This window comes from Embleya sp. NPDC059237 (assembly GCF_042754105.1).
Lineage (GTDB): Bacteria > Actinomycetota > Actinomycetes > Streptomycetales > Streptomycetaceae > Embleya.
Genome location: NZ_JBHZAE010000002.1, coordinates 624183 through 645253, shown reverse-complemented (window position 1 = coordinate 645253; position 21071 = coordinate 624183). Strand labels below are relative to the sequence as shown.

General features: G+C 70.3%; 19 protein-coding genes. 13 read left to right on the top strand and 6 right to left on the bottom strand.

What is annotated here, in order from left to right:
* The 9 genes from ACFXKZ_RS09605 to ACFXKZ_RS09565 all read left to right on the top strand — a co-directional run bounded on the left by ACFXKZ_RS09605 (position 1) and on the right by ACFXKZ_RS09565 (position 10127).
* Complete coding sequence (locus tag ACFXKZ_RS09605; protein WP_379998274.1) at positions 1-1311, top strand: Gfo/Idh/MocA family protein; 1311 nt, start codon at positions 1-3, stop codon at positions 1309-1311.
* A gap of 101 nt (positions 1312-1412) precedes the next feature.
* The gene (locus ACFXKZ_RS09600) at positions 1413-2672 is read left to right on the top strand and encodes an ABC transporter substrate-binding protein (RefSeq protein ID WP_379998272.1); all 1260 of its coding nucleotides are present in this window, start codon (positions 1413-1415) and stop codon (positions 2670-2672) included.
* Positions 2673-2756: 84 nt separating this feature from the next.
* Positions 2757-3662 carry a carbohydrate ABC transporter permease gene (locus tag ACFXKZ_RS09595; RefSeq protein ID WP_379998270.1) on the top strand — a complete coding sequence of 302 codons (906 nt, stop codon included), beginning with the start codon at positions 2757-2759 and terminating at the stop codon, positions 3660-3662.
* A 2-nt stretch (positions 3663-3664) separates the two neighbouring features.
* Entirely contained in the window at positions 3665-4639 is a 975-nt protein-coding gene (locus ACFXKZ_RS09590) for a carbohydrate ABC transporter permease (protein WP_379998268.1), read from the top strand.
* Positions 4640-4670: 31 nt separating this feature from the next.
* Positions 4671-5729 carry an NAD-dependent epimerase/dehydratase family protein gene (locus ACFXKZ_RS09585; RefSeq protein WP_379998266.1) on the top strand — a complete coding sequence of 353 codons (1059 nt, stop codon included), beginning with the start codon at positions 4671-4673 and terminating at the stop codon, positions 5727-5729.
* A gap of 53 nt (positions 5730-5782) precedes the next feature.
* Positions 5783-6814 carry a dihydrodipicolinate synthase family protein gene (locus tag ACFXKZ_RS09580; RefSeq protein WP_379998690.1) on the top strand — a complete coding sequence of 344 codons (1032 nt, stop codon included), beginning with the start codon at positions 5783-5785 and terminating at the stop codon, positions 6812-6814.
* On the top strand, positions 6798-7880 hold the full coding sequence (locus ACFXKZ_RS09575) for a hydroxyacid dehydrogenase (RefSeq protein ID WP_379998264.1): 1083 nt from the start codon (positions 6798-6800) through the stop codon (positions 7878-7880). The genes ACFXKZ_RS09580 and ACFXKZ_RS09575 overlap by 17 nt, the downstream gene beginning before the upstream one ends.
* Positions 7881-8006: 126 nt before the next feature.
* Entirely contained in the window at positions 8007-8858 is an 852-nt protein-coding gene (locus ACFXKZ_RS09570) for a fumarylacetoacetate hydrolase family protein (protein ID WP_379998262.1), read from the top strand.
* Positions 8859-8975: 117 nt separating this feature from the next.
* Positions 8976-10127: a low temperature requirement protein A gene (locus tag ACFXKZ_RS09565; RefSeq protein WP_379998260.1), complete on the top strand. Its 1152-nt coding sequence runs from the start codon at positions 8976-8978 to the stop codon at positions 10125-10127.
* Between the two features lie 18 nt (positions 10128-10145).
* On the opposite strand, the gene ACFXKZ_RS09560 is transcribed toward ACFXKZ_RS09565, so the two are convergent.
* Positions 10146-10757: a TetR/AcrR family transcriptional regulator gene (locus ACFXKZ_RS09560; protein ID WP_379998258.1), complete on the bottom strand. Its 612-nt coding sequence runs from the start codon at positions 10755-10757 to the stop codon at positions 10146-10148.
* A 129-nt stretch (positions 10758-10886) separates the two neighbouring features.
* On the opposite strand from ACFXKZ_RS09560, the gene ACFXKZ_RS09555 reads away from it, so the two are divergent.
* On the top strand, positions 10887-11630 hold the full coding sequence (locus ACFXKZ_RS09555) for an SDR family oxidoreductase (RefSeq protein ID WP_379998256.1): 744 nt from the start codon (positions 10887-10889) through the stop codon (positions 11628-11630).
* 90 nt (positions 11631-11720) lie between these two features.
* Positions 11721-12209, top strand: a complete 489-nt coding sequence (locus ACFXKZ_RS09550) for an isochorismatase family protein (RefSeq protein ID WP_379998254.1) — start codon at positions 11721-11723, stop codon at positions 12207-12209.
* A gap of 209 nt (positions 12210-12418) precedes the next feature.
* Here the strand turns inward: ACFXKZ_RS09550 and ACFXKZ_RS09545 are convergent, their stop codons facing one another.
* Positions 12419-14134, bottom strand: a complete 1716-nt coding sequence (locus ACFXKZ_RS09545) for a Cys-Gln thioester bond-forming surface protein (RefSeq protein ID WP_379998252.1) — start codon at positions 14132-14134, stop codon at positions 12419-12421.
* 445 nt (positions 14135-14579) lie between these two features.
* On the opposite strand from ACFXKZ_RS09545, the gene ACFXKZ_RS09540 reads away from it, so the two are divergent.
* Positions 14580-15281 (top strand): transcriptional regulator, encoded by a 702-nt coding sequence (locus tag ACFXKZ_RS09540; protein ID WP_379998250.1) that lies wholly within the window; start codon positions 14580-14582, stop codon positions 15279-15281.
* Between the two features lie 66 nt (positions 15282-15347).
* Here ACFXKZ_RS09540 and ACFXKZ_RS09535 read toward each other — a convergent pair whose 3' ends face one another.
* The 3 genes from ACFXKZ_RS09535 to ddaH all read right to left on the bottom strand — a co-directional run bounded on the left by ACFXKZ_RS09535 (position 15348) and on the right by ddaH (position 17865).
* A complete protein-coding gene (locus ACFXKZ_RS09535) occupies positions 15348-16202 on the bottom strand; it encodes a zf-HC2 domain-containing protein (RefSeq protein ID WP_379998248.1) in 855 nt (284 codons plus the stop codon).
* A complete protein-coding gene (locus tag ACFXKZ_RS09530; protein WP_126635762.1) occupies positions 16199-16762 on the bottom strand; it encodes a sigma-70 family RNA polymerase sigma factor in 564 nt (187 codons plus the stop codon). The genes ACFXKZ_RS09535 and ACFXKZ_RS09530 overlap by 4 nt, the downstream gene beginning before the upstream one ends.
* Positions 16763-17019: 257 nt before the next feature.
* A complete protein-coding gene (gene ddaH, locus ACFXKZ_RS09525) occupies positions 17020-17865 on the bottom strand; it encodes a dimethylargininase (RefSeq protein ID WP_379998246.1) in 846 nt (281 codons plus the stop codon).
* Positions 17866-19527: 1662 nt separating this feature from the next.
* Between ddaH and ACFXKZ_RS09520 the strand changes: the two genes are divergently transcribed.
* A complete protein-coding gene (locus ACFXKZ_RS09520; RefSeq protein ID WP_379998244.1) occupies positions 19528-20097 on the top strand; it encodes an LmbU family transcriptional regulator in 570 nt (189 codons plus the stop codon).
* A 136-nt stretch (positions 20098-20233) separates the two neighbouring features.
* Here the strand turns inward: ACFXKZ_RS09520 and ACFXKZ_RS09515 are convergent, their stop codons facing one another.
* Positions 20234-20878 (bottom strand): FMN-binding negative transcriptional regulator, encoded by a 645-nt coding sequence (locus tag ACFXKZ_RS09515; protein WP_379998242.1) that lies wholly within the window; start codon positions 20876-20878, stop codon positions 20234-20236.
* Positions 20879-21071: the final 193 nt, after the last annotated feature.

Here is a 21071-nt window from a genome sequence, read left to right as displayed (position 1 = left end):
ATGACCGCCACCGGTTCGACCACGAACCCCGCCACGCCGGCCCGCACCGACCGACCGGCCATCACCGACCGACCCGTACGGTTCGCGCTGGTCGGCGCGGGCAACCGGGGTCTGACCTACACCGATTGGATCCGCCGGCACCCCGACCGCGCCGAACTGGTCGCGGTGGCCGACCCGCGCGCCTCGGCCCGGACCGCGTCCGGGGCGAGCACGCAGTTCGAGGACTGGCGACCGCTGCTCGACGAGCGCATTGCGGACGCGGTGATCGTGGCCACCCAGGACCGCGAACACGTCGAGCCGATCCTGGCGTTGGCCGAGGCCGGCTACGCGATCCTCACCGAGAAGCCGATGGCCGCCACCGAGGCGGACTGCCGGCGCATCCTCGACGGCGTGACCGCGGCCGGCGTGCCGTTCGCGGTGTGCCACGTGCTCCGGTACACCCCCTACACCGACCTGGTGAAGGGGGTCCTGGATTCCGGCGTGCTCGGCTCGATCGTCAGTCTGGACCTGCTGGAGCCGGTCGGCTGGTGGCACTACGCGCACAGCTACGTGCGCGGTCCGTGGAGCCGCGAGGCCGATTCGTCGCCGATGATCCTGGCCAAGTCCTCGCACGACCTGGACTGGATCGGATACGTCACCGGCGCCCGGATCGAGACGGTGGCGAGCTTCGGCGGCCTCGCTCACTTCAAGCCGGAGAACGCGCCGGCGGGCTCGGCCCGCAACTGCCTGGACTGCGCGGTGGAGCCGGAGTGCCCCTACTCCGGACCGAAGTTGTACTTCCCGGCGCTGCGTCAGACCGGCGACGCCTGGCCGATCAACCACGTCACCGACGCCGCGCACGGACCCGAGGATCAGGCGGAGTTGGTCCGGGCACTGCGCGAAGGGCCGTACGGGCGCTGCGTCTACCACTGCGACAACGACGTGGTGGACCACCAGGTGGTGGCCATGCAGCTGTCCGGCGGGATCACCGCGACCTTCACGATGACCGCGTTCACCGAGCAGACGCACCGCCAGGTACGGATCTTCGGCAGCCACGGCTGGTTGCGCGGCGACGGCGAGAAGGTCACCGTGCACACCTTCGCCGACGACCGGGTGGTCACCCACGACGCGGGCGCGTCCGGGTCGAATGCGGCGGACGGACACGGCGGCGGGGACACCGCGCTGATCGACGCGTTCGTCACGGCGCTCGCCACCGGCGATCCCGCGCACATCCGCTCCAACGGTGCCGACTCGCTCGGCAGCCATCTCGCCGCCTTCGCCGTCGAACGCTCCCGACTCGGCGGCAACACCGAAACCGTGCCGCGAAGTTGAGCGCCCGCGCGGGGCGAAAGGCCCCGCCGCCTCGGCCTCGCCCGGCCCGGCCCCCAGAACTGACACCCCGTCACATCTCGCTGTCAGGAGACGCGATCCCCATGAGAAGAACCATCCGCCCGCGCACCGCCCGCATGATCGCCCTCCCGGTGCTCGCCACCGCCCTCACCGTGAGCCTGGCCGCTTGCGGCGGCTCGTCCGGCCCGGGTTCGGGCGGCAAGACCGTCACCACCTGGATGTACCCGGTGATCGCCGACGAGGCGAAGAACAAGGAGTACTGGGCCGGGCTGAGCGACGCGTTCAGCAAGGCCAACCCGGGCTACAAGGTCAAGGTCGAGACCTACCCCTGGGCCAACCGGGACACCGCGCTCGCCACGGCCATCGCGGCCAACAAGGGCCCGGACGTGGTCTACCTGGTGCCGGACCAGCTGCCCAAGTACGCGCGCAGCCTGGTGCCCGCCGACGACTACATGCCGCCCGCCGACAAGGCCGACTTCCGCAAGGCCGCGTTGGATTCGGTGAGCGTGGACGGCAAGCCGATGGCCACCCCGCTGCTGATGAGCGCCAACCCGCTGATCTGCGACAAGCGGGTGTTCGCCGCGATCGGCGAGACGAACTACCCGAGTACGTGGGACGACCTGCTGAACCTGGCGCCGAAGCTGAAGGAGAAGGGCTACCAGGCGACCAGCTACAGCGGTGACACCCAGCAGACGCTGAACCTGACCTGGTACCCGATGCTCTGGCAGGCGGGCGGGGACGTGTTCGCCGCCGACGGCAAGTCGGTCGCGTTCAACTCCGAGGCCGGCGTCAAGGCGCTGACCTACCTCAAGACCCTGGTGGAGAAGGGCTACACGGACAAGGACCAGGTCACCACCACGCCCAAGCTGGAGCAGACCCCGGTGGCCAAGGGCAAGGTCGCCTGCACCTGGCAGAACACCCCGGCCGACGTGGAGAAGTTCTGGGGCAAGGACAACATCGTGGTCAAGCCCCCGCTCAAGGACGCCAAGTCGGCGGGCTACGGCACGGTCGGCTCGTTCGCGATGCTCAAGGGCGCCAACAAGGACGCCGCGGGCAAGTGGATCTCGTTCGTGTCCAAGCCGGAGAACAGCCTGGCCCTGGTCAAGTCCAACGGCTACTTCCCGGCCCGCACCTCGGCCGCCGATCCGTACCCGGGCGACGCGCTCCAGGCGGACGTGGCCAAGACGCTCGACGTGATGAGCTCCGGCCCGCTCAAGGAGAAGTCGCGGGACGTGATGGGCGTGCTCGCGCCGGAGATCCAGGCCGCGCTGATCGGCAACAAGAGCCCCAAGGACGCGCTGAACGACGCGGCCAAGGCGGCGAACGCGCTGCTCGCGCGCTGACCCCGACCGGGCGGCCCGACCCCCGCGCGGGCCGCCCGCCCTCCCGTTGTGTTCCATCCGCCTTCCCAGCCCCAGGAGGTCCCCGTGGCCGCAGTCGCGGAACAATCCCGCAGGCTCCGCCGACGCGGGCCGCACGCACGCCGCGAGGCCCGGATCGGGCTGCTGTTCGTCCTGCCCGCCTTCGTGCTGTTCGTGCTGTTCCGCTTCGGCCCCAGCATCGCCGGCGTGCTGCTCGGCTTCACCGACTACTCGCTGATGGACTCGCCGACGTTCACCGGCCTCGACAACTTCACCCGGCTGTGGGACGACCCGGTCTTTTGGTCCTCGCTCAAGGTCACCGTGCTCTACACGGTGATCACCGTGCCCGGCACGATCGTCGCCGCGATGGGTCTGGCCCTGCTGACCCGGCGCGCGTTCCGCGGATCCAAGCTGTTCCGCTCGATCTTCTTCCTGCCGGTGGTCACCAGCCTGGTGCTCGCCTCCACGGTGTTCATCTGGATCTTCTCCACCGACGGTCCGTGGTCGACGGTGATGGGTTGGGTCGGCGGACACACCGGATCCTGGCTGGCCGACGACGTGTTCGTGGTGCCGGCGCTGGCCATCGTGGGCATCTGGTCGCGGTTCGGCTACGGCATGCTGATCCTCCTGGCGAGCCTGCAGAACGTACCGCGCGAGCTGGAGGAGGCCGCGCTCACCGACGGCGCCGGCCCCTGGCAGCGCTTCCGGTACATCATCCTGCCGAGTCTGAAGCCCGCCCTGTTCTTCCTGGCCGTGATCGAGACCACGGCCAGTTTCCAGGTGTTCGACGCGGTGTACGTGATGACCGGCGGTGGTCCGGCGAACGCCAGTTACACGCTGGTCTTCCAGCTCTACGACGCCGGGTTCAAGTACTTCGATCTCGGCTACGCCAGTGCGATCGGCCTGGCCCTGTTCGTACTGACGCTCATCGTCGCGGTCATCCAGCGCCTGGTGATCGGGAAGGAGAAGTGACCATGTCCCTGGATACACGTGGCACCCACGAGGCCCGCACGGTGACCGAGTCGCCGTCGGTGCCGGCGGTGCAGGGCGAACCCCCGCGCTCCCGGCTCGGGTTGCGCCGGCGCGAGCGCTTCGGCGCGGGACGCGAACAGGACACCGTGCCGTACGCGCTGCGCGGCACCCGGCGCGGCAAGGTACTGCGCGGCGTGCTGCTCGGCGTGGTGGCGCTGGCCACGATCTTCCCGTTCTACGCGATGGTCGTGTTGTCCCTGAAGCCGTCCGGCGCGGTCGAGTTCCCGGGCAGCCTGCTGCCGTGGAACCTGACCACGAGCGCGTACAGCGACGTGCTCGGCTCGCAGGACGTGCCCCAGTGGCTGATCAACACGCTCATCTACTCGATCGTCGGCGTGCTCGGCACGCTGCTGCTCTCCGCGCTGGCCGGATACGCGTTCGCCAAGAAGCGTTTTCCCGGCCGCGAGGCGATGTTCTGGTCGTTCCTGTCGATGGTCATGGTCCCGTACCACGTGACGATGATCCCGACGTTCGTCCTGATCGCGAAGATGAACGGCGTCGACACCTACTGGGGTCTGATCCTGCCGTCGCTGGCCAACGCGCAGGCGGTGTTCCTGATGCGGCAGTTCATCCAGGGCCTGCCGGACGAGCTGTTCGAGGCGGCGAAGATCGACGGTGCCTCCGAGTTCCAGATCTTCGTCCGGATCGTGCTGCCGCTGATCAAGCCGATCATGGCCACGCTCGGCACGTTCGTCTTCCTGTGGCACTGGAACGACTTCCTGTGGCCGCTGATCGTCGGGCAGAGCACGGACATGCGCACGCTGACCGTCGGCATCGCGTCGCTGCAACAACAGAACGTGCCGCTCAACGTGGTCCTCGCGGGCTCGGTGGTCGCGTTCGTCCCCATCTTCATGGCCTACCTGGTGGGCCAGCGCTACGTCACCGAGGGCGTGGCGGCAACCGGAATCAAGGGCTGAGAGCTGATCACGCGTCATGAATGGTGTAGGGATGGCGGAATCGGCGCCGGCCGGGTCGACCGGATCGGTGTTCCCGGACGGTGAGGCCGCACTGGAGGAACTGCTCGCGACGCCGTCGGCCGGGCTGATCGCGGACCTGGCCGGGATCGAGGGCGACCTGGTCGTGCTCGGCGCCGGCGGCAAGATGGGCCCGAGCCTGTGCCGACTGGCCCGGCGGGCGCTGGACGCGGGCGGTCGCGGGGACGTGAGCGTGTACGCGGTCTCGCGCTGGTCGGACCCGGCGGCGGCCCGGTCGTTGGAAGAGGACGGCGTACGTACCGTCGCGTTCGACCTGATGGACGGGGATCCGGCCGAACTGCCGGACGCGGGCAACGTGGTGTTCATGGTCGGCGCCAAGTTCGGCTCGGCCGGCGCGCCGGAGCACGCGTGGGCGGTGAACGCGGCGCTGCCGGACCGGATCGCGCGCCGCTACCCGGCCGCGCGGATCGCCGCGTTCTCGACGGGCAATGTGTATCCGCTGGTCGCGGTCGGCTCCGGGGGCAGCGTGGAGAGCGACCCGGTGGGGCCGGTCGGCGAGTACGCGATGTCGTGCCTGGGCCGGGAACGGGTGTTCGCGCACGCGGCGAGCACTCGGGGCACCCGGGTGGCGCTGATCCGGCTGAACTACGCGGTGGATCTGCGGTACGGGGTGCTCGCCGACATCGCGGCGGCGGTGTACGCGGGCGAGCCGGTGGATGTGACGACGGGTCAGGCCAACGTGGTGTGGCAGGGATACGCGAACGAGGTGGCGCTGCGCTGCCTCGGGCACGCGGCGGCGGTACCGTTCACGATCAACCTCACCGGTCCGGAGACCGCGTCGGTGCGACGCCTCGCGGCCCTGTTCGGTGCGGAGTTCGGGCGGGAAGCGGTGGTGGCGGGCGTCGAGTCGGGCAGTGCGCTGCTGTCGGACGCGAGCCGCTGCCACGAGCTGTTCGGCTATCCCGACGTCCCCCTGCGCACGCTCGTGGCCTGGCAGGCGGATTGGATCCGGCGCGGTCATCCGCTGTCCGGGAAGGCCACCAAGTTCCAGGTCCGCGACGGAAAGTTCTGAGGCACAACGTGATCAACTCCGATACGGCCGCGTCGAGTGCTCCCGACTCGCGGATCGACTCGCCGATCGAACTGCTGCTTTCGGGCACGGTGATTCCCGCGCATCCGCTCGCGTTGGACGCCGAGGGGCGGTTCGACGAGCGGCGGCAGCGGGCGCTGACCCGCTACTACCTCGCGTCCGGTGCGGGCGGCATCGCGGTCGGCGTGCACACCACGCAGTTCGAGATCCGCAAACCCGAGGTCGGGCTGCTGCGGCCGGTGCTCGAACTGGCCGCCGAGACCGTGGCGCGCGAGGCGGGGCGGCCGGTGGTGCGGGTGGCCGGCGCGTGCGGCTATACCGCGCAGGCGGTGGCCGAGGCCGAACTCGCCGCCTCGCTCGGCTATGACGCGGTGCTGCTGAGCCCGGCGGTGCCGGGCGCCGACGAGCAGGGGCTGCTGGACCGGGCCCGCGCGGTCGGCGAGGTGTTGCCGGTGATCGGCTTCTACCTCCAGGACGCGGTGGGCGGGCGGTTCCTGACCCCGGGGTTTTGGCGCGCGTTCGCCGACATCCCGTCGGTGGCGGCGATCAAGATAGCGCCGTTCGACCGCTACCGGACCGCCGACGTGCTCGGCGCGATCGCCTCGGCGGACCGGGCGGGCGAGGTCGCGCTGTACACCGGCAACGACGACGCGATCATCACCGACCTGCTGACCCCGTATCGGGCCGGCGACCGGCCCCGCTGGTTCGCCGGCGGGTTGCTCGGACAGTGGGCGGTGTGGACGTCGACGGCGGTCACCCTGCTCGAACGCGTCCGCCGGGCGCGTGCGGGCGATCACGAGACGATGGTCGAACTGCTGCGGCAGGCACCCGAGTTGACCGACGCGAACTCGGCCGTCTTCGACGTGCGCGGCGGGTTCCGAGGCTGCATTGCCGGGGTGCACGAAGTGCTGCGGCGGCAGGGGTTGTTGGCGGGGACCTGGTGCCTGGACCCGGCCGAGACATTGTCGCCGGGGCAGGCCGCGGAGATCGATCGGGTGGCCTCGGCGTATCCGTGGTTGACCGACGACACGTTCGTCCTGGAGCACCTCGATGCCTGGCTCGGGTGAGGCGCGCTTCGACCGGACCGGGGCGGATGGGGGGCCGGCCGTGGTGGCGGTCGCCGTACCGCCGGGACTGCGGGCGGAGTTCTTCGGCGAGGCGGCGGGCGGCGGCTCGGGTGAACCCCACGTCGGCGCGCTGAGCGAGCGGCTGCGGGATGTCGGGCGGATCGTGGTCGTGGACGATCCCCGGGATCTCCCGGCCCTGCGGGCGGCGTTCGCGCGGGCGGACGTGGTGGTGTCCTCCTGGGGCATGCCGCGGTTGACCGGCGAACTGCTCGCGGCGGCGCCCCGGGTGGGGCTGCTCGCGCACACCGGCGCCGCGATCGCCCCGTACGTCGGCGCGGACGCCTTCGCGCGCGGCGTGCGGGTCACCCAGGCCGGGCAGGGCATGGCGCGGTCGGTGGCCGAGGTCGCACTGGCCTTCACGCTCGCGCTGCTGCACCGGACCCATCGCTACGACCACGCGCTGCGCGGCGGACGGGAATGGGCCGAGGCATCGGTGGCACCGCCGCGGCACGAGGTGTTCGGCGCCCGGATCGGTGTGGTCGGCGCGTCCCGCACCGGTCGGGCGTACATCGAGGTGGTGCGCGCTCTCGGTGCTCGGGTGCAGGTCGCCGACCCCACCCTGAGCGCGCCGGAAGCGGCCCGGATCGGGGCGGAACTCGTGCCGCTGGATCGGTTGTTGGCCACGAGCCGGATCGTCGCGCTGCACGCGCCGTCGTTGCCGCAGACGCGACACCTGATCGGCGCCCGCGAGTTGGCCCTGCTGGCGGACGGCGCCGGCCTGGTGAATACGGCGCGTTCGTGGCTGGTCGACGAGGACGCGCTGCTGGCCGCGTTGCGCACCGGGCGGATCGATGCCGCGCTGGATGTGTACGACGCGGAGCCGTTGCCCGTCGGGCATGGGTTTCGGGCATTGCCCAACGTGCTGCTGACTCCGCATCAGGCCGCCGGTACGGTCGAGTGTCGCCGCCGACAAGGCGACATCGTCGTCGACGAGGTGGAGCGCTATCTGACGGGTCGTTCACTCAACCACGAGGTCGGCCCGGAGGCGCTGATCCGCGTCGGCTGAAGCAGGCCGTTCGTTGCCGTATGCCGTATGCCGTGTGCGCTATGGCATCTGCCGTGTGCGGTGTGTGGTCTGCTTCCGGTCATCATCCCCATACCCCTGTACCCATATGTATCTGGAGAGTTCACCGTGCGCCTGATGCGCGTAGGCGAGCCCGGCAACGAACGCCCCGTGCTGTTCGCCGCCGACGGCCGCCACTTCGACCTGGGCCGGCTCACCGCCGACATCGACGGCGCGTTCTTCGCCTCCGACGGCGTCGAGCGGGTCCGCGAGGCCGCGACGGCGGGCACGCTGCCGGAGCTGGACGTCGCGGGCCTGCGCGTCGGCGCCCCGGTGGCCCGGCCCGGCGCGGTCCTGTGCATCGGCCAGAACTACGCGGCGCACGCGGCCGAATCCGGCGCCGAGCCGCCGACCACGCCGATCCTGTTCTACAAGACACCGCACACCGTGGTCGGCCCGTACGACGACGTGTTGATCCCGCGCGGCGCGGTCAAGACCGACTGGGAGGTCGAACTCGCCGTCGTGATCGGCCGCCGGGCCCGCTACCTCGCCTCGGCGAAGGAGGCCCTGGCACACGTCGCGGGATACACGATCAGCAACGACGTCTCCGAGCGCGCCTTCCAGCTGGAGCAGTCGGGTGGGCAGTGGTCCAAGGGCAAGAACTGCGAGACGTTCAACCCGCTCGGCCCATGGCTGGTGACCACCGACGAGGTCCCCGATCCGCAGACGCTCGGGCTGCGTTCGTGGGTCGGCGGGGAAGCCCGGCAGGACTCCACCACGGCCGACATGATCTTCGGCGTGGCGTACCTGATCCACCACCTGTCGCAGTATCTGGTGCTGGAGCCCGGTGACATCGTCAACACCGGGACGCCGCAGGGCGTCGCGCTGTCCGGCCGGTTCCCGTACCTGGCCGAGGGCGACGTGATGGAACTGGAGATCGACCGGCTGGGTCGGCAGCGGTCACATCTGGTCCAGGCCTGACGAACGCCGCACGCCGCGGGGGCGCCGGTCGGGGGAGCACCCGACCGGCGCCTCGTGCGTGCATGGGGTGGTCGTAGGATCGGCCGGCGTATCGGGCCGGTGTGTGGGGGGATTCGGGTGACCGAGGCGGTGGGGGAGCGGCGGGCCACCTGGTTCGAGTTGTTCTGTGACCTGGTGTTCGTGGCGGCCGTCGGGCAGGTCGTGCACCGGGTGGGGGAACAGCCCACGGGCGGTTCGGTCGTGGGAGCCGCCGCGCTGTTCGTACCGGTGTGGTGGACCTGGGTGTTGTACACGGTGCGGGCCAATCGTTTCGATCCGGACGACTCCGCGCATCGGTTGATCACCATGGTCGGGATGGCCGCCGTGGCCGCGATGGCGGTGTTCGTCGGCGGGGTCGGACACGGGACCGGGGCGAGTGTCGGGTTCGTCGCCGGATACCTCGGCGCGCGCGGGGTGATCGTGTTCTCGTACGCCTGGGGTGCGCGATCCGACCCGAGCTTTCGGCCGATCCTGCGCTCGTTCGGCACGATGTCGACGCTGACCGGTTCGGTGTGGGTCCTCGGTCTGCCGGCGCCTCGGGACTCGGTGCGCTACGGGCTCTGGGCGGTCGCGATGGTCGGCGAGTTGTCGCTGCCGTTCCTGGCCCGCCGCCGGATCGCCGCCGCTTCGCACGACGCGGAGCATCTGCGGGAGCGTTTCGGGCTGTTCACGATCATCGTGATCGGCGAGGCGGTGCTCGGTTGCACCGGCGGCCTCGCCGACGGCGGGCGCGGGGCGGTGTCCACGGGGCTGATCGGGCTGAGCGCGTTCGCGCTGTGCGCGTGCGTCTGGTGGATGTACTTCAACGCGAGCGCGACCCGGGTGGGCGGCCACGAGGAGATCGCCACCAGTCCGATCCTGCGCGATGTGTACGTCTTCGGGCATCTGCCCATGCAATGGGGCATCGCGGTGACCGGCGCGGCGATCGGTACGGTCGTCGGCGGCGACGACCGGCACGTGTCCACGGCGACCGCCGCGTGCCTGCTCGGCGGGATCGTGCTGTTCCTGGTCGCCGGGGCGGGGGTACGCGCGGCGTTCGCCGGCTCGCGGGACGCGACGGTGTGGATCAGGATCGCCGCCGCGGTGGTGGTGTCGGCACTGCTGCCCGCCGCCGGGGTGCTGCCGGTGGCGGGCCTGATCGGCGCGACCGCCGCGGTCCTCGTCGTGACGGCGGCGGCCGAGGTCTCGGCGACCCGCCGACGACCGGCGGAGTCGGCCGCGCGGGAGTGACGCGGGGGCCGGGGCCCCTCAGGGGCGGGCGGATCCAGCTCCGGCCTGGGCGGCGAGGGCCGCGCCGAGGGCGGCGGCGGCCTCGTCCGACAGGGGGCGGTGGGCCAGCAGGAAGCGGTACCAGAAGAGTCCGTACATCTGATCCACGATCAGGTCGAGGTCGGCGTCTGGTGCGAGTTCGTCGGGGTGCCCGGCCAGCAGTGCGCGCAGCGCGTCCCGGCGGGTCTCGGTGAAGGTGCGGACCAGGTCTGCGGCATGCGGATCGCGCGCCGCCTCGCGGACCAGCGAGCGCAGTACGGCGGCCGTCGACTCGGCCCGGGCACCGCGGAACGTGGCGGTGACGAAGGACGTCAGATCGGCGCGCAGCGTGTCGCCCCGGGGCGGTGACACGACGTCGCCCGCCAGGCCGATCAGGGCTTCGAGCAGGACCGCGCCCTTCGAGGGCCACCAGCGGTAGATCGTCTGCTTCCCGACGCCGGCCGCGCGCGCGATGGTGTCGATCGTCACGGGCGCGCCGCCCGACTCGGCGAGCAGGACGAGCACGGCGTCCAGGATCGCGCGGCGGGCGTCCTCGTTGCGGCGCCGACCGGTGTGCGCGCGGCGCGGGGTGTCGTCGTCGGGGTTCGTCATGGGATCAGCATAGCCGCTTGACGAGACCGTCGGTCTCGGTAATGCTTTGTCGAGACGGAAGGTCTCGGTAAAGCGAGAGCCCTCCCGTGGTCTGCATCGGGTGGTACGAAGAGAAGGCAAGGCACCGTCATGGCTCTGTCCCGTTCCCTGCATGGTCAGCACGTCGTCGTCATGGGCGGCACCTCCGGAATCGGCGAGGCGACCGCGGCCCTGCTGGCCGCCGACGGCGCGGAGGTCGTGGTCACCGGCCGCGACCGAGCGCGGCTGGACGCCGCCGTCGAGCGCATCGGCGGCAAGACCACCGGATACCGGCTCGACGGCGCGGATCAGGCCGAGGTGGCCGAGTTCTTCGCGGCGTCGGGCCGGCCGATCGACCACCTGGTCCTGGCGCTGAGCGGCGCCGCCGGCAGCGGCCCGATCGCCGGCCTGGACCTGGAGCAGTTGGCGGCCGGCTTCGCGGGCAAGTTCTGGCCGTTCATCCGGATCGTCCAGGCGGCGCTGCCCAGGCTGGCCGCGCACGCCTCGGTGACGTTCGTGACCGCGGCCTCGGCGCGGGCGGCCTTCCCCGGTACCGCCGGACTGGCCGCGATCAATGGCGCGTTGGAGGCGATGGTGCCGCCGCTGGCGGTCGAACTCGCGCCGATCCGGGTCAACGCGGTCTCGCCGGGCGTGATCGACACCCCGTGGTGGGACACGATCCCGAGCGAGGCCCGCACCGAACTCTTCACCGGGATCAGCGCCGCGACCCCGGTCGGCCGGGTCGGCCACGCCGACGAAGTGGCCGATGTGATCCGGATGCTCGTGGGCAACGGCTTCATGACGGGGACTGTGATCGACTGCACCGGGGGCGCGAACCTGGCCACCGGCCGGTAGGCACCGACGCGCCGGTGGCCGGCCCGTCACGGTGGCCGGCCGGCCGGCCGGGTCCGGCGCCGAGCGGACGGCGTGTCTACGATCACGACCGTGACTACCGCCCTGATTCTCATCGATCTCATGCCGCGCATCGTCGCGTTGCCGGTGGCACCGCACTCCGGCGAGGACGTGCTCGCCCGCTGTCGCCGGTTGGCCGACGACTTCCGGGCCGACGCAAACCCGGTGGTCCTGGTGCGGGTGGACCGACCCGGCGTCGCCGAGCAGCCACCCGGAAGCGACTTCGCGGAGGGGCTGGTCCGCCCCGGCGACGTGACGATCGTGAAGCACACCGTCGGCGCGTTCCACGGAACCGACCTGGACGCGCAGTTGCGGGCGCGCGGCGTGGAACGGCTGGTGTTGGCGGGCCTGGTCACCACCATGGGTGTGGAGTCCACGGGCCGGGCGGCCGACGACCACGGCTACGAGGTCGAGTTCGTGGCCGACGCGATGTCCGGATTCGCGGCGGACGAGCACGACTTCACCGTCGAGCGCATCTTTCCGCGCTTCGGGACGGTGCGAACCGCGGCTTCCTACGGCTGATTTCGAATGCCCCCGCGCGACGTGATTCAGGAAATGAATCGTGCTGTCGACAAATAGGGATCGCATTCGAGGTGGTGTGGAAAGGGAGTTCGCGGACGACGAAGGCCCCGCCGGTACACCGGCGGGGCCTTCGTCGTCGGAACGGGTCACATGGTGACGGGACCCGATTCAACTGCCTTGCGTGGTGGTGCGATCACCTCGGTGGACGGTCACGCCTCGTGACGGCCGCGGCGGCGGTTCAGGTAGAGCGCGCCTCCACCGGCCAGCAGCAGGCCGGCGGCGACGCCGGTGATCAGGACGACGTTGGAGTCGTCCCCACCGGTGTTGGCCAGGTCCTTGCGGCTGCCCGCCGGGGCGACCGGGAGCCAGGGCACCTCGATCGGCGGGTTGTCCGTGCCGGGCTCCACGATCGGCTTGGTGGGTGCCTGGCTGCCGCTCGGGCTCGCGCTGCCCACCGGGGCGGACGAGGAGGTCGCCGGTGTGCCCGTGGTGGCGGGCGCGCCCGTGGTGGCCGGAGCCGACGTGCTCGGCGGGATGGTCGGCGTGACCGGGGGAGCCGAAGTGGTCGCCGGGGCGGAACTGGTCGCCGGGGCCGAGGTGTTCGACGTCGGCGGGGCTGTCGTGGTCGGCGGCTTCGAGGTGGCGGGCGGCGTGGTCACCACCGGCGGCGGCGTGCTCGCGGGAGCCGTCGGCGGCGTGGTGGTCGGCGGGATCGTCGGGGTCTCGACGCAGTCGAGCCGGCCCGTGTAGGTCTGCGCGTAGTCGCCCGGACCGGTCACGGTGATGGTGTAGTTCGTGTCCTCGGCGACCTTGACGAACTGCGTCTTGGTCGAGTTCGGCGGAACGGTCACCTTCTCGCCGTTGAGCTTGAAGTCGGCGGGGCCGTCACCGGTGTTCTTCAGCGTGACCGTGACCCCGCCCTGGACGCAGTCCTCCTTGTACGCCGACGAGGGGACCGGAACCGGCTGGTGGCTCCACTTGACCTGGGCCGCGGCGCCGACCGAGAACGGCTGCGAACCGGCCGCGATCAGGGTCTGCGAGTGCTTGCGGTCCTTGGCCAGGAACACCCGGCCGATGTTGACGCCGGCCTTGGTCGAGGCCGCGATCCGGGCCTCGCCCGGGTTCTGGCTCTTCGGCACCTTGACGTACAACTCGGTGCCGTTGCCGGCGGTGCCGAGCGGGTTGCCGTCCTTGCCGACCAGCGAGACGCCGGCGGGGACGGTGCCGTCGAGCTTGACCGCGACCGGCTCGGTCGAGGTGGTCTTGACGGTGACCGGACCCACGCCCGGCGTGTCGCCGTCCTTGCCGCTGGTCGTGGTCGGCGCGAGTTCGAGGGAGGCCCCCGGCTCGCTCGCCTCGCCCTTGTTGGCGTCGCCCGTCAGGTACTTGTACAGGTTCACGACGTCTTCGCCGTTGTCCGAAGTGGACAGGTTCACGCCGTTGCTGTAGTGCCAGATTGCGGCCTGGGTGGCCGCGACGGCCTCCTGCGCGTCGAGCCGGCGTTTCTTGTCCGGCAGGCCGGCGGTCTTGGCGAGCGCGTCGAGGTCGTTGATCTTGGGGTACGAGTGGTTCAGCACCCAGTTGATCTTCGCGACCTTGGCGGTGTCCTTGAGCCAGGAGTCGGCCCACGCCCCCTCGCGGTAGTCGACACCGCCGTGGACGGAGGTCTCCAGGTCGATGCAGTACACGAGAACCTGGGGGGCGTGGCGTCCCTCCGCGCTCAGGATCATCAGCTCGGTCTGCTGCAGCCACCGGAAGCCGGACAGGGCGACCGCGCCCTCCGTGCGGTCGACGTGCCCACGGAATTGCAGCGCGGCCGTGTCCGCCTGCGCGACGGGCGCGAACCCGACGAGCGCGACGGCCGCCAGACCGGCGACGGCACACGCCGACGCCGCGCGGGATATACCCCGCTGTGCCAGGAACATGAAAAGACGACTCCCTCACGAAAAAGCGGCCCCCGCAGCCCGGGCCTGTTCACCGGGCTCCCCACCCCTGGGCCACCGCACGCAAGAATCGTGGCGACGGCATGTTTAGTCAATTCGGGACGGGGGAAATTCGGCGTCGAATTGTGGCCGGTTCGGCGGCCGAACAGGAGCGCACCGGAACGGTGTTGGGCTTTCTCCGGATTTATGCCCGAGTCGGTGTGCGGAGGGTGATCGGCACGTCGCTCGGATGCTTCGCGGAAGTCGCGAGAAGCGTGCATACCGACCGTGCGCGGTCTGTATACCATCCGTGAACCATCCGGACCCGATCGATCGACGATCGATCCGGACCGGATGGCCGGTCGGTCCGGCTCGCCGTCGGTGCCGGTCCGCCCCAACACCCGGACGTCGGCTCGGAGTCGCGGCCCGGACTTTCTATGCTTGCCGCGTGACCGACCCCAATGACCTCGATGTCCCACCGGCGTTCTCGCCGTCCGCAGCCGCCTCCGCACGGGGGGTGATGGCGCTAACCTGCGAGCGTGTGGCCGCGACATTGGCTTCGTACGAGCTGCGGGTGATGCCGTCGACCGTGGCCCAGTGGGAAGCCGGTACGGAACGCCCGAACGAAGCCGAACTGCTCGCCCTCGCCAAGTCCTTGGTCGTGCCCGTGAGCCGACTGATGGGCGGCCGGCCGACCAACCTCCAGGACCACCGGATCGCGGCCGGCCTCACCCGCGCCGAACTCGCCAACCGGGTGCGGATGCGGGAGGTGGGCTACACCCGGCTCGAACGGGCGAACAAGTGGCGGGCCGACGAGGAGCGCACCGGATTCCTGGTCCGCGCGCTCGGCCTGTCCATGCAGGGTCTGGCCGAAGTGTCGGGCGTGGGCCCGGAGTTGGAGAACCTGCTGGCCGAGGCCGTGGTCGGCCGGTGGAAGACGCAACTGCCCGACATCACCCGGCTGATCGGGATGCGCCGCAAGCGCATCGGCGAGGTGCTCGAGGTGCTGAGTTCGGTCTTCCCCGAGGGCATGGACGTGGCCGACGTGCCGCGGGCCGCCGTGGTGGAGCGATTCTGGGGCCTGCTCGGCGACCCGGTCGCCGACCCGGGCGCGCCCGGGGTCTGGTTGCTCCAGGGCCGCTTCGCCTAGAACCCGTCCGGTGTGCCGGTGCCTCGGGACGGGTGTCCCGAGGCACCGGCATCGGTATTGCCGCCGCTACACCGGCACGCTGACCAGCGTGCCCCCGTCGGACGTGCGTACGTCGAAGCGGGCCAGATTGTCCTTCGTGGTCCACGTCCCGGTCTGCAGTACCAGCGGGGCCTCCGAGCCCGGGACGCCGTAGCCCTTCGGTGGCACCATCCAGGAGGAGATCTGCTGCTCCTTCCCCGCTTTGTCCACCGCGACCAGCGAACACTTCAACGGGCCGTGGACGTTGCGCAGTTCGAGCGCCAGGTTGGTGCCCCACGCCTTGCTCTCCAGGGCGATCCGCGCGGTGGCGCCACCGTTCGGCCCGGTCGCGCCCACCACCTGCCCGTTCGCAGCGATCACCGCCATCGGGTCGCCCGGCACCGCCCGCGTCGCGGTGGACGAGTCGTCCTTGAACCAGGTCCGCCCGGTCAGTACGCCGGCGCCCAGGCCGATCACAAGGAGCGCCGCGCACGCGGCCACCAGCAACGAGCGCCGCGGCGCCCGGCGGGCCGCCCGGCGCGTGGCGAGTTCGTCCACGGGAGCCGAGCGGGCCGCGGGGGCCGAGCCGGCCGAAGAGTCCGAGCGAGTCGAACCGGCCGGGGGAGGCGGAGCGGCCACCCGCAGCGTCGGCGGTTCCGGAGCCGCCGTCGGCGAGGGTACGGCCGACCCGGTCGGCTCGGGTTCACCCCTCGCCTCCGGCAGCTCGTACACCCCCTCGTCGCGCAGCTCCGTCAGCAGCGTGGCCATGCCGGAGAAATCCGCCAGCTCGTCCAGGCAGCGGTCGCATGTGGTCAGGTGCTCCTCGAACGCCTCCCGGTCGGCCGGTTCCAGCAGTCCGAGGGCATACGCGCCGACATCCGCGTGCTCGGGTTGGACGCTCATGACGACACCCCCCTCTCCTCCAGGACGACCCGCAGGGCGCGCAGCGCGTAGTACACGCGCGACTTCGCCGTACCGGCCGGGATGCCGAGTACGTCGGCCGCCTGATTGACAGTACGGTCGCGGAAGAAGGTTTCGATCAAAATTTCCCGGTGCGATGTGGAAAGCGCGTCCAGCGCGTCGCCGACCACGACCGAACGCAGCAGGCGGTCGACCTCGTCGCCGGTGGGCAGCGTGGCCAGCGGCTCGTCGCCGACCTCCGGCGGGCGGGCCGATCGGGCCCGCTGTTCATCGATGACCAGGCGGCGGGCCACGGTGACCAGCCACGGCAGCAGCGGAGCGGCGGGATCCAGCTTCTCCCGATTGCGCCAGGCGCGGACGAGCACCTCCTGCACGCTGTCCTCCGCCCGCTGGCGGTCACCGCCGTTCAAGCGCGAGACGACCGCGAGCAGCGGTCGGGAATACTCGCGGTAGAGCATCGCGACGAACCTGGTCTCCTCGTCGCCACCCGGCGGGTCGTCGGCACCCGGCGGGCCCGACCCCGGTGTGTCCACATCGGACATCCGCGACGGCCTCCTCACCCCGTAGTCGGGATCCGAGTCCCCGGAACCGCACTCACCGTCCCCGGAACTGGCAATACCCTAGGGGAACCGGGAGCCCGCTTCGGCCGGATCGGCCCGGCGCCATCGATGGCGCCGGGGTGGCAACGCGGTGTCGGGGGTGGCCGCGACGGTGCCGGCGCGTGGCCGGAGGGCCGTCTCGTCGACGGGATCCGGGCATTTCGGGTGGCCCGGCCGGCACCGATTCGACAACCGGTCGATCAGCGACGCAGTTCCAGTGTGCAGCACTTGGTGTTGCCGCCGGCCTTCAGCAGTTCGGTCAGGTCGATCCCCTGGGGGATGTAGCCGCGTTCGCGCAACTGCGGACCGAGGAGCGGGACGGCGCGCTCCGGGAGCAGTACGTGCCGGCCGTCGGAGAGCGCGTTGAGCCCGAACGTGGCGGCGGCGGCCTCGTCGGCCAGGATCGCGTCCGGGAAACGTTCGGCCAGGACGCGGCGGCCGGCCTCGTCGAATGCCTCCGGGTAGTACATGATCTCGTCGGGGCCGAGCACGGACAGCGCGGTGTCCAGGTGGTAGAACCTCGGGTCGACCAGGGTCAGGCCGAGCACGGGCAGGCCGAAGTACTCGCGGGCCTCGTCGTGCGCCCGCGGATCGCTGCGGAAGCCGCTGCCGGCCAGCAATTGCCCGCCGACCAGGAGGAAGTCGCCCTCGCCCTCGTTGATGTATTCGGCCTGGTGGACCTCGGCCCAGCCGTCGGCACGGAACCAGTCGAGATAGGCGGCGGACTCGTCGACGCGCTGCGGGTGGCGGAACCGGGCCACCAGCACCCGGCCGTCCACGACGGTGGCGCCGTTCGCCGAGAACACCATGTCGGGCAGTCCGGGCACCGGTTCGATCAGCGCCACCTCGTGCCCGAGCGCGACGTAGGCGTCGTGCAGGCGTTTCCACTGGGCCAGACCGGTGTCCGCCGACGTGGGCACACTCGGATCCATCCACGGATTGATGGAATAGGTGACGTCGAAGTAGGTCGGCCGGCACATCAGATAGCGACGCGGTCCAACCGTTCGGTTGTCGTGTGTGGGTCGTTCGATCTCTGACTGGGGCACGTTGATTTCCTTTTTCTCCGTGATTGTGTCCGGGGGATGAAATCAATGCCGAATTCGGCGGTGTGCGACACCGGAGGAAAACACGGTGTGCGCCCGATGATGCGGGCATACCGGAAAAGAGCGGGATTGCCGCCGATCGAAACTAGCACGAGGTTCGACCGATATCCGTCCCGTTGACAGGACAGCCGCCGTTTCGGTCGGCGCGGCACCGTGAAGGGCTCCACGACGGATCGCGCCGGAGACCGACAATCGCGCATTCCGGCGACTCGCGGCCATATTTCCCACCGAAGCGAGCGTTGCAGCCCCGAAGCGGTGGGGGCGGGGTCCCGGGCCGGCGGGTCACGCGGGGAGGCACCCGGAGCCGAGCCGGCACGGGCGGGTCGGATCGGGTCGCCGAACCCCACCCGGTGCCACCGCCGGCCCCCGGGGCCGGGCCGGCCCTCCCGGGCGCGCCGGATCGACCCCGGGACGACCGAGTCGAACGCCTACACGACCGAGCCTGCGCTCACGCCCGCGCTCATGACCGAACCCGGGCCCACACCCACATCCGCACCCCGGAGCACGCCTCACGACTCCCGTGCCCGCTCCCGCGCGCGACACGTCGCACACCCCGGCGGCTCCTTCGAGGCCGTTCCGGCACTTCTTCCCCTCTCGTTGCACCCCGCTGCGACCCCGACACCCCGCGTGTTCGCCGGCCGGATCGCGCCGCCGGCGCGGCGCCGATCGAGGCTTCGACCTGATGTTCGAAAAAACCATCCGGATGGTGATCGGATGTCTCGGGTTGCGTCCCATCGTAAATATCTGCGGGTGGTGCGTTAGGAAGGCGTCAATACGCATGAGTAGCCGAGTGGGGAGCAGATCATTTCGTCTATAGTGACCGCCCCGCGAGAATGGTTGAAGTGAACGATCGAGTACACCGGATCCGGGCCTGCGGCCAACCGATTGCCTTTCCTACGGGTTGGGTTGCGGGACGATCCGGTTGGTCGATTCATTCCCGCCGTCGGCAAAATGTCGATGAACACCAACCAAACAGTTGCGTAGCCAGTCGGTCGCGAAGTGTTGGTGGTTGGTTCCTTGATTTCCGGGACCTGCTGAGATCTACTCGGGTAGGCCCGAAGAGCACCACTCTGAATGTGGATCTTCGGGAGTCGGCGGGGGTGTGCCGCCGACAGCCGCAACGCCAACGGGGATCTGTAAAGAGGCGAACGGGGCAAACCGTTGATGCACGCATTCGTACACATGTCGACTATGTCCGGCCCTGATACCGCGCCCTCTGCGTGGTGTAGCCGCATGCTTCCGGAAGTCGTGTCGCCGATCACCCGGGTGGGGGTGATCCGTAGGCGACCGGCGACACCGGAGCCGCGGCGGGGCCGATCGTCCACTGAATGCAGATCGGATATCGGGCACACCCCGTAGCAGAACTCCCTGGGGCAACGCACTGCGCAAACAGCGGTTATGGCCTGCGCATTATTTGCTTGTTCGAGCATGCACGCACATGGAGGCATGGTGGCGAACCAGACGAGAGTTCACGAACGCGAGAGAGAGGCCCAGCTGCACTCGGGGCCGGGAGTGGTCGCCCGCCCGCGAAGAGCTGTCAGGGAACATCCGCCGCATTGCGGACGATTGCTCACCACAAAGGTGGGTCTGCAAATCCCGGCCGACATGACCTTCGAGGATTGGGAGCAAGCCGGGCGTAAGCTCTCGGGAATCCTTGATTCCTCGTCGTGGTGGCTCGGCGACTGGTTGGTATACGGAAAAGATCACTATACCGACCTGTATCAGCGAGGGATACGCGCAGCGGGGTTAAGCTACCAGACGCTCCGGAATTATGCGTGGGTCTCCAGGAGGTTCGACTTCGATCGACGGCGATCCGCGCTCAGTTTCCAGCATCATGCCGAGCTGGCCTCGTTGCCGGTCGGTGAACAGGAGCTGTGGCTGGATCGCGCGGAACAGATGAAGTGGACCACCAAGCAGCTGCGCAACGCTATCCGCGACGCGCGAGCGGACGAGGGGCGCGACGGCCGGCAGATCGAGGCGACCCGTCGTCTCGCGGTGCCCGGGGATCGTATCCAGTGGTGGCACAAGGCCGCCGAACACTCCGGGATCGACTTCGAGCAATGGGTGCTCGCGACGCTCGACCACGCCGCCGAGCGGGTGCTCGAGGACGCCATCGAGGTCGCGTTGGAGGACGTACAGGAGGGCGTGCCGCAGGAGGCCGGCGTCGGCGTCTGACCGATCCGGACGCAGGTCGGCGGGCGGGCGGGGGCGGCCCGAAGCCCGGTACGCCCCCGCCCGACTTCCCGCTCCGGTGGGCCGAGGGGCCCGTGCTCCGCATCGAGCACGGGCCCGTCGGCAGGTCGGGCCACGGTCAGGGCAGGCGGCTCATCAACTCGGCCGTGGCGCGATGCCGCGTGCACCCGCGCTCGTCGAACGAGCGCTGCACCCGGTCCCGCACCTCGCCGGGTTGTTCCTGGCTGAGCTTGAACATGCCGTCGGCCCGGGTCACCCGGATCCGGAAGGCGCCCACGCCGGCCACGATGCTGCGGAAGTACTCCACCGATTCGGTCATGTCCCATCCGGTGCCGTGCTCGCTCTCGAACGCCCGGACGGTGGACTTCACCACGCCCAGCGTCTCGTCCAGTGAATCGATCTTCTCCACCGTGCCGCGCAGATGAACCGAGGTGAAGTTCCAGGTCGGCGCGGCCGGCGTGATCTCGTACACGGTCGGCGAGACGTACGCGTGCGGTCCGGTGAAGGTGAGCAGCACGGTGCAGCCGTCGGTCAGCGCCCGCCAATGCGGATTCGCCCGGTTCATGTGTCCGAGCAACGTGACACCGACCAGGTCGTCGCTCCATTCGGTGTGCCGCTCGGGGTCGAGGATCACCGGCAGGTGTGTGGCGAAAGGCCCTTCCTCGGGGCTGCCGTTCAGTGCCACGAGCGCCAACGGATTACTGCGGATCAGCTCGACCATCCACGAACCGTCCGGTTCGCGATACTGCCCGGGAACGAACATCCGGAACTCACCCTTTCGGTGACCTGGTGCAGGGCGCGGCTCCACGACGACGGAGCCGGAGTGCTTGGCATGGATACGAGCGGGGCGCCGCTCCGGCGGGGGCGTTGTCCCGTCGGCAGGACGGCGTACTCCGCTGCATTGCGACCGAGCCCTTGAAAGGTGTGCTCGGCCCCTCTAAGTTGAAGCTGCGGTG